The organism is Streptomyces sp. B15 (assembly GCF_018070605.1).
GTDB classification, from domain to species: Bacteria; Actinomycetota; Actinomycetes; order Streptomycetales; family Streptomycetaceae; genus Streptomyces; species Streptomyces smyrnaeus.
In genome coordinates, this window is the sequence record NZ_JAGPXJ010000163.1 from 1 (window position 1) to 8,014 (window position 8,014).

7 protein-coding genes are annotated in these 8,014 nt (G+C 72.1%); 6 read left to right on the plus strand and 1 reads right to left on the minus strand.

The features are described from left to right. On the plus strand, window positions 1-731 hold a 731-nt coding region (locus KBY19_RS37090; RefSeq protein WP_282107156.1), incomplete at its 5' end, for an acyl-CoA dehydrogenase family protein. 421 nt (window positions 732-1,152) lie between these two features. Then, window positions 1,153-1,719 carry an ATP-binding protein gene (locus KBY19_RS34970; protein WP_099882058.1) on the plus strand — a complete coding sequence of 189 codons (567 nt, stop codon included), beginning with the start codon at window positions 1,153-1,155 and terminating at the stop codon, window positions 1,717-1,719. A 266-nt stretch (window positions 1,720-1,985) separates the two neighbouring features. Here the strand turns inward: KBY19_RS34970 and KBY19_RS34975 are convergent, their stop codons facing one another. Beyond that, window positions 1,986-2,921, minus strand: a complete 936-nt coding sequence (locus KBY19_RS34975) for a cyclase family protein (RefSeq protein WP_210967439.1) — start codon at window positions 2,919-2,921, stop codon at window positions 1,986-1,988. Between the two features lie 123 nt (window positions 2,922-3,044). Here KBY19_RS34975 and KBY19_RS34980 point away from each other — a divergent pair, with 123 nt between their 5' ends. The 4 genes from KBY19_RS34980 (at window position 3,045) to KBY19_RS34995 (ending at window position 7,891) form a co-directional block, all read left to right on the plus strand. Then, window positions 3,045-3,956 (plus strand): SDR family oxidoreductase, encoded by a 912-nt coding sequence (locus tag KBY19_RS34980; protein ID WP_099882053.1) that lies wholly within the window; start codon window positions 3,045-3,047, stop codon window positions 3,954-3,956. Between the two features lie 59 nt (window positions 3,957-4,015). Further along, window positions 4,016-5,257 (plus strand): acyl-CoA dehydrogenase family protein, encoded by a 1,242-nt coding sequence (locus KBY19_RS34985; protein WP_210967440.1) that lies wholly within the window; start codon window positions 4,016-4,018, stop codon window positions 5,255-5,257. A gap of 83 nt (window positions 5,258-5,340) precedes the next feature. Beyond that, window positions 5,341-6,786 (plus strand): aldehyde dehydrogenase family protein, encoded by a 1,446-nt coding sequence (locus KBY19_RS34990; RefSeq protein ID WP_307843702.1) that lies wholly within the window; start codon window positions 5,341-5,343, stop codon window positions 6,784-6,786. A gap of 28 nt (window positions 6,787-6,814) precedes the next feature. Next, on the plus strand, window positions 6,815-7,891 hold the full coding sequence (locus KBY19_RS34995) for an alcohol dehydrogenase catalytic domain-containing protein (RefSeq protein ID WP_099882047.1): 1,077 nt from the start codon (window positions 6,815-6,817) through the stop codon (window positions 7,889-7,891). Window positions 7,892-8,014 lie beyond the last annotated feature (123 nt).

Sequence of the window (8,014 nt, forward strand, 5' to 3'; positions counted from 1 at the left end):
GGGCGGGGGCGGGGGAGGGCTGTCCGGTGCGGGTGCTCGCGCCCGGGCAGCTGGTCGCCGAGCCGATGCGGTCGGTGGACCCGCTCTCACCGCTGCACCGGGTGCACGGACTGCTGCCCGAGCAGTCCCCGGACGACGGGAGCGGCCGGTTCGCCGACGAGCAGCCCGGGAGCGGGAACGGGGACGGCGGGACAGGCGGGGGCGGCGCGACGGATGGGGGTGCGACTGGCGGGCGCGGCGCGACAGACGGCGGTGGGGCGTCGGACGGGGGTGGCGGACGGCTGGGCGGCGTGAGCGCGGAGGTGCTGCGCGGGGAGGCGGCACTGCTGACCGCGGCGCTGCAGCTCGGCAGCGCCTGCCGCACGCTGGAGCTGGCGGTCGGGTACGCGCGCGAGCGCGAGCAGTTCGGTCGGCCGATCGGTGCCTTCCAGGCCGTGCAGCATCTGTGCGCGGAGATGCTGGTCCGTTCGGAAACGGCCAGAAGTGTGGTTTACGCGGCGGCCGTCACCGCGGACGACGAGGAGATCAGCGCGGCGAAGCTCCTCGCCGACACCGCGGCCGTGGGCAACGCGCGCGACTGTCTGCAGGTGCACGGCGGGATGGGCTTCACCTGGGAGGCCGATGTCCATCTGCATCTGAAACGTGCGTGGTTGCGGGCTGAGCAGTGGCGGACTGCTGTGGCCGGTGAGGAGCGATTGGCCTCAGCACTGCTGCGGCCCATATGTCGGTGAATGCGGTATTGATACGGGAATGCCATTGAGGTTGATTACGCAGGGTTATGGGCGTCTTGGCTGCGTCCAGTGACGACCACGAGCGGAAGATCGCATTCCACTCCGGTACGCTCCCTGGGCGCGAGTGCGGCGGCCCCGGTGGCGGCAGGCCGCCGACGGAAGGCGCGGGTCGTGTCGTCAGACGGCGACGGCCCCGATGACCAAGGAACAAGAGGGTGTCCACGAGATTCAGGGCCGGTCGTTCGAGTCCCCGCGCTCGGCGTCGCACAGTATGCCGTGCGTCTACTCCTTTGCGCCGGAATATGCCTGAAGCGCTTGTTGGCATCACTATGAGTCAACCATGCTGTTCTCGCTGGAGTCACAATCCGTGACTACATGGAGACGCGAGGCGATGTGTCCGCCAGTTCGGATGGTGTGAGCGGTGCAGGTGCTTCTGGAGCAGTTGGAGATCGGATCCGATCCGACGGAGGTGGGGCGCGCCCGGAGGTGGGCCAGGGCCCGGCTGGCGGGAGCAGGAGTGGATGCCGACGAGTCCCTTTCCGAGACGCTGATTCTGCTGATCTCGGAACTCGTCACCAACGCGGTGGTGCACACCGGCTGTCCGGCCGTGCTGTGCATGCTGCTGCCACGGCGATGCGGCGGCGGAGCCGCGCACGAGGCGGTCGGGTCGGTACGGGTCGAGGTCGCCGATGCGAGCAGCCGTGCGCCGCGTCGCCGTCAGGCGGAGGGCGAGGACACCGATGGGCGCGGCCTCGAACTCGTCTCGGGCCTGGCCGACCGCTGGGGTTGGGAGCACGAGCCTGGCGGCAAGCGGGTGTGGTGCGAGCTGGACACCGCACCACTGCCGGCCACCCCTGGGGTCGCCCCGGCCGCCGACCGGGAGGTGGGTGACCGTGGCGAGGTCCGCGCGAACGGAGACGTACGCGCCGGTGCGAACGCGCGTGCGCGCGTCAACGTGGCGGGGGCCGGTGCTGGCGCGTTCGGTTGACCGCGCGCCGGGCAATACGGGCAAAACCCCCAAAGTCCAGACCAGGTGTTGACGTCTCGTGTCGGTTTGATCACCCTTGGGTGGAGCGATTCGTCGTGAGGGGACGACGAGGTGCCTGAGGTTCCTCGACGAGTGCGGGTCGCGGTCCGGCGCCAACCTCCGTCCGAGGGCAGGCCCCCCGAGCGCCGGAGTGGGGTGGCGGTACGCCGTGCCGTGCTCGGGGCGCGCAAGGGCGCACCGCCACCCGTCTGCCCGGTTCACGGCGCTCACAGCACGGCCACGGGCGCCACCGGGGCGCCCGTGCCGCCCGTGAAGGGCTCGGGCTGCGCCGTCAGCAGGAAGGCGTAGCGGCCCTCGTGCGCGCAGGCTGTCGAAAGCTCCTCCAGGTTCCAGTTCTGGCCCTGGAGCATCCCCATCTCCACCAGGTGCAGGGCGTGCACGGGCAGCCAGAGGTTCTCCACCTCCGGCGGGAAGATCTCGAAGGTGAGGGTGTCGTTGGCCACGGCGGCCACGTCGCGGGCATGGAACCAGGCGGGTGTGCGCAGGGACAGCCCGGGGGAGGGATAGGCGTAGCCGCTCTTGTCGCCGGCGAGGTAGCGACGCAGCTGCCCGGTGCGGACGAGCACGATGTCTCCGGCCCGCACCCGCGTGCCCGCGAACTCCTCGGCCGCGTCGAGGTCTTCGGGGCTCACCGCGTGGTCGCCCGCCAGCCGCTCCTCGCCGCGGGCGCGCGCCACATCCAGCAGGACGCCGCGGGAGACCACTGTGCGGCTCTTGTCGATGCCGCTGAACGCCGCGCCGCCGTGCGCGGTGACCGTGGCGGCGGGGCGGCCGTTGTAGAGCCGGCCCCCGTGTGAGACGTGGGCCAGGCCGTCCCAGTGGGTGGCCGCCTGAAGGCCCATGGTGACGGCGTCGTCGTTGGTGGCGACCGTCCCGGGGCCGAACATCTCCAAGTTGAGCGCGACCATCGTGTGCAGCGGGTTCACCCGTCCGGGGATCATCCCGGTCTGCACCCCGTCCTGCTGGAGCGGGAGGGCGAGCGGGACGCGGCGCCCGGTGGTCACGGTGGCTGCCGCCTCCCGCACCACCGCGTCCGTCACGAGGTTGAGGGTGCCGATCTCGTCCTCCGCGCCCCAGCGGCCCCAGTTGTTCACCCGCGCGGCGATCCGTGCGAACTCGGGGTGCTGCGCGGGAACGGTCATCGGTCCTCCTGGGACGGTCGGTAGGAGTGGCGCCGCCTGCGGGGGCCGCACGGGGCCTTGTGTTCGGACGGTGCCTGCTCAAGAATCTAACGGGTCGTCAGATTCGTTGGGAGGGGGCCGGACGTGGGGAATTTCCTGGCCGGGAAGGTCGTCGCCGTCACCGGGGCCGGCCGCGGTATCGGCCGCGCGGTGGCGCTGGCCTGCGCGGACGAGGGAGCCGCGGTCGTCGTCAACGACTACGGCGTCAGTGTCGACGGCGGCGAGCCGCGCAGCGAGATAGCCGAGGCCGTGGTGGAGGAGATCACGGCGGCGGGCGGCCGCGCCGTGGCGGCCGCCGACGACATCTCCACCATGGCCGGCGGGCAGCGCGTCGTGGACACCGCCCTCGCCCGGTACGGCCGCCTCGACGGAGCGGTCTGCGCGGCCGGAATCCTGCGCGAACGCATGCTGTTCAACATGACCGAGGAGGAGTGGGACCCCGTACTGGCCACCCACCTCAAGGGAACCTTCACCGTCTTCCGCGCCGCGAGCACCGTCATGCGCACCCAGCGCCGCGGTGCCCTCATCGGCTTCACCAGCGGCAACCACCAGGGCTCCGTCTCCCAGGCGAACTACGCGGCGGCCAAGGGCGGCATCATCTCCCTCGTCCGCAGCGCGGCGCTCGGCCTGCACAAGTACGGCGTGACCGCCAACGCCGTCGCGCCCGTGGCCCGCACCCGGATGTCCGCCAACGTGCCCACGGAGCTGACGGAGATCGGTGAACCGGAGGACGTCGCCCCCCTCGTCGTCTATCTGCTGAGCGACCACGCCGGACAGCGGGAGATCACCGGACAGGTCTACACCGTCGCGGGGCCCAAGGTCGCCGTGTGGGCGCAGCCCCGGGAACTGCGGGCCGCCTACGCCGACGGCTCCTGGACACCGCAGCAACTCGCCGACCACCTGCCCGGCACCGTCGGCCAGGACCCGATGCCCCTGCTGGAGCGGCTCAAGGAGATGGCCGCGGCCGCCGCCCGCAAGGACCGCCCCAACGCATGAGCCGAGACCCAGGACCTCGGGACGGGCCCGGCCCGACCGAGGAGCGGAGAGGAGGACGTGTGGACTTCGGCTTCACCCGCGAGGACGAGGAGTTCGGGGCGCGGGCCCGCCAGTGGCTGCACGACCACCTCGTCGGCGACTTCGCCTCCGTCGCCGGGCAGGGCGGGCCCGGCAGCGAGCACCAGGCCACCGACGTCCGCCGCCGCTGGGAGCGCGAACTGGGCGAAGCGGGCTGGATCGGCGTCGGCTGGGAGCGCAGCCGCGGCAGCTACGGCAACCGCGCCGCCACCCTCACCCAACAGGTCGTCTGGGCGGAGGAGTACGCCCGTGCGGGCGCCCCCGCCCGGGTCGGCCACATCGGCGAGAACCTGCTCGCACCCACCCTCCTCTCCCACGGCACCGATGAGCAGCGCAACCGCTTCCTGCCCGCCATCGCCCGCGGCGAGGAACTGTGGTGCCAGGGCTACAGCGAGCCGGACGCCGGGTCCGATCTGGCGGCCGTACGCACCGCCGCCGTCCGGGACCCCGGGGCGGGCAACGGCGCCGGGGGGTACCGCGTCACCGGCCGGAAGATCTGGACGTCACTCGCCCACGACGCCGACTGGTGCTTCGTCCTCGCGCGCACCGAGAAGGGCACGGGCGGCCACCGGGGGCTCTCCTTCCTGTTGGTGCCGATGGACCAGCCGGGCCGCGTCGAGGTCCGGCCCATCCGGCAGATGTCGGGCACGCAGGAGTTCAACGAGGTCCTGTTCGACGGCGCACGCGCCGACGCCGGCCACCGGGTGGGCGCTGAGGGCGACGGCTGGCGGGTCGCCACTTCCCTGCTGGCGCTGGAGCGCGGCGTGTCCACCCTCACCCAGCAGATCGGCTTCGCCGCCGAACTCGACCGTGTGCTGCGCCTCGCCGTGCGTGACGGTGCGATCGAGCGCGACCCCGTACTCCGCGACCGGCTCGTGCGGGCATGGGCCGAGCTGCGGACGATGCGCTGGCACGCCCTGCGCACCCTCGGCGGCAACGGCAACGGCAACGGCGAAGGGGCCGTTCCGGGGGCGCCCAGCGTCGCCAAGCTGCTGTGGGGGCGCTGGCACCAACGACTCGGCGAACTGGCGATGCAGGTGCGCGGGGCCGGCGCCGCACTCGGCCCGTACGACTGGACGCCGCACCGGCCCTACGAACTCGACGCCCTGCAGCGACTGTTCCTGTTCACCCGCGCCGACACCATCTACGGCGGCTCGGACGAGATCCAGCGCGGCATCCTCGCCCAGCAGGTGCTGGGCCTGCCGAGAGAGGCACGCAGGTGACGGCGGAACCCAGCACGACGCGCACACCGTACGCGGACGCGGAGCACGAACCCGTCCAGCCGCCCAGGGCCTACCGGAACTGGATCGGCGGCGACTGGCGCCGCCCGGCACACGGTCACTACCCGGTCATCGACCCGGCCACCGAACTGCTGGTCGGTGAGGCCCCCGAGGCGGATGCCGCGGACGTGGCCGCCGCCGTCGCCGCGGCACAGGCCGCGCAGGAGCCCTGGGCCGCCACGGACCCGCGCGAGCGCTCCAGGGTGCTGGAGCGGATCGCCGAGCTCCTGACCGAGCGCGGCCCCGCACTCGTACCGCTCCTGCAGGCCGAGACCGGTGCCACCCTCAAGGTCGCGCGCGGAATGCAACTGCCCACTGCTGCTGACCGCTTCCGCCGCTACGCGCGCGGCGCGCTGGAGCCGGACACCGTGCCCCTGGCACCACAGCCCGTGGGGCCCAGCGCCCTGGCCCCGGGCGGGCTGATCGGCGCCGCCGCCGTTCGACGCCCTGTCGGCGTGGTCGGCTGCATCACGTCCTACAACTTCCCCGTGGTCAACCTCGCGGGCAAGGTCGCGCCCGCGCTGGCCATGGGCAACGCCGTGGTCTGCAAGCCCGCGCCGCAGGATCCGCTCAGCTGCCTGGAGCTGGGCCCGCTGCTGAAGGAGGCGGGGCTGCCGGACGGGCTCTACAACGTGGTCACCGGTTCGGGCTCCGCGCCGGGTGAGGCCCTGGTGGCACACCCGGACGTCGACATGATCAGTTTCACTGGCTCCACCTCCGTGGGAAAGGAGATCGCCGGGAACGCGGGACGGGGAATGAAGCGCACCCTCATGGAACTGGGTGGAAAGGGTGCGGCTTTGGTGCTGGACGACGCGGTCGGCAGGGTCCGCGAAGCAGCACTGGGCTCGGTCGCCTCGACCTGGACCTTCCACAGCGGCCAGATCTGCACGGCACCGACGCGTGTGCTCGTACACGACTCGCTCCACGACGAGTTCGTGACTGCCCTTTCACAGTACGCGTCCGCACTGACACTCGGCGATCCCACCAACGAGCGCACCGTGATCGGCCCGGTGATCTCCGCCGCCCAGCGCGACCGCGTCGAGGCGTACATCGACGGCGCTCGGAAGCAGGGCGCGACGGTAGTGGTGGGTGGCGTACGGCCCACGCGGCCCGCCACCGGTTTCTACGTCGCGCCGACACTGATCACGGACGTGACGCCGGAGATGACCGTGGCGCGCGAGGAGCTGTTCGGGCCCGTGGTCGTCGTGCTGCGGTTCGCGGACGAGGACGAGGCCGTACGCCTCGCCAACAGCACCCCCTACGGCCTCTACGACTATGTGTTCAGCGGTGACACGGGCCGCGCCTGGCGGCTGGCGGCGCGGCTGCGCAGCGGCAACGTCGGCATCAACACCGTGCAACGGCACCCCGAGACGCCGTTCGGCGGCTTCAAGGAGTCCGGAGTCGGCCGCGACGGCGGCTCGTTCGGGCTGCACGCCTACAGCGAGTTGCAGTCGATCGTCTGGCCGTCGTGACGAGTGAGGCGAGGGGAGCGGGAGCGGTATGAGAGGGGTGATTCTGCAGGGCGCGCGGGCCGAGGTCGTCGACGACCTGGAGATCCGCTCGCCCGGTCCCGGCGAAGTGCTCGTCGGCATCCGGGCGGCGGGGCTGTGCCACAGCGATCTGTCCGTCATCGACGGGACGATCCCGTTCCCGCGGCCCGTCGTTCTCGGGCACGAGGGCGCCGGCGTGGTCGAAGCCGTCGGAGCAGGCGTGGTGCATGTGACGCCCGGGGACCATGTGGCACTGTCCACCATTGCGAACTGCGGCGCCTGCCCCCAGTGCGCGCGGGGGCGCCCCACCATGTGCCGACGGACCATCGGCAGACCCGAGCAGCCCTTCACCCGGGGCGGCAAGCCGCTGTACAACTTCGCCGCCAACTCGGCCTTCGCCGAACGGACGCTCGTCAAGGCCGTCCAGGCCACCCCGGTCCCCGACGACATCCCCCTCACCAGCGCGGCGCTCATCGGCTGCGCCGTGCTGACCGGCGTCGGCGCCGTGCTCAACCGGGCCGGGGTCGGGCAGGGCGAGTCCGTGGTGGTGATCGGCGTCGGCGGCGTCGGACTCAATGTGCTGCAGGGCGCCCGGATCGCGGGTGCGGCCCCGATCGTCGCCGTGGATGCCGACCCGGGCAAGGAGACGGCGGCCCGGCAGTTCGGCGCCACCCACTTCGTGGACGCCTCGCGGGCCGACTGCGCGGGGGGAACAGTCGCCGCCGTCAAAGAGATCCTGCCGGACGGCGCTGCGCACACCTTCGAGTGCGTCGGCAGCACAGCGCTGGTACGGCAGGCGGTCGACCTCCTCGACCGGCGCGGTCAGGCCGTGCTGCTGGGGATGCCGCCGGCCGACGCGGAGGCGGTCTTCCTGCCCGCCGCGCTGTTCCTGGACAAGTCCATCCTCGGCTGCCGATACGGCTCCTCCCGCCCGCCCAACGACATCGCGTTGTACGCGGACCTGTACCGGCAGGGGCGCCTGCTGCTGGACGAACTGGTCACCCGCACCTATCCGATCGAGGAGTTCGAGGCAGCGGCTGAGGACGCGCACCACGGACGTGTGGCCCGCGCGGTGCTCACCTTCTAGGACTTGTCCGGTCGATCATGTGACTACTTCGTGTCCGGGTCGTTGATGTGGACATGGGGCGGGGTGATCTGACTGATGCCGAGTGGGAACGGCTGCGGCCGTTCCTGCCGGTCAGCAACGGAC

Bases quoted from the DNA above. Each gene is read 5' to 3' on its own strand.
- KBY19_RS34975 (WP_210967439.1), bottom strand. From the start codon at position 2,921: ATGACCGTTCCCGCGCAGCACCCCGAGTTCGCACGGATCGCCGCGCGG.
- KBY19_RS34995 (WP_099882047.1), top strand. From the start codon at position 6,815: ATGAGAGGGGTGATTCTGCAGGGCGCGCGGGCCGAGGTCGTCGACGAC.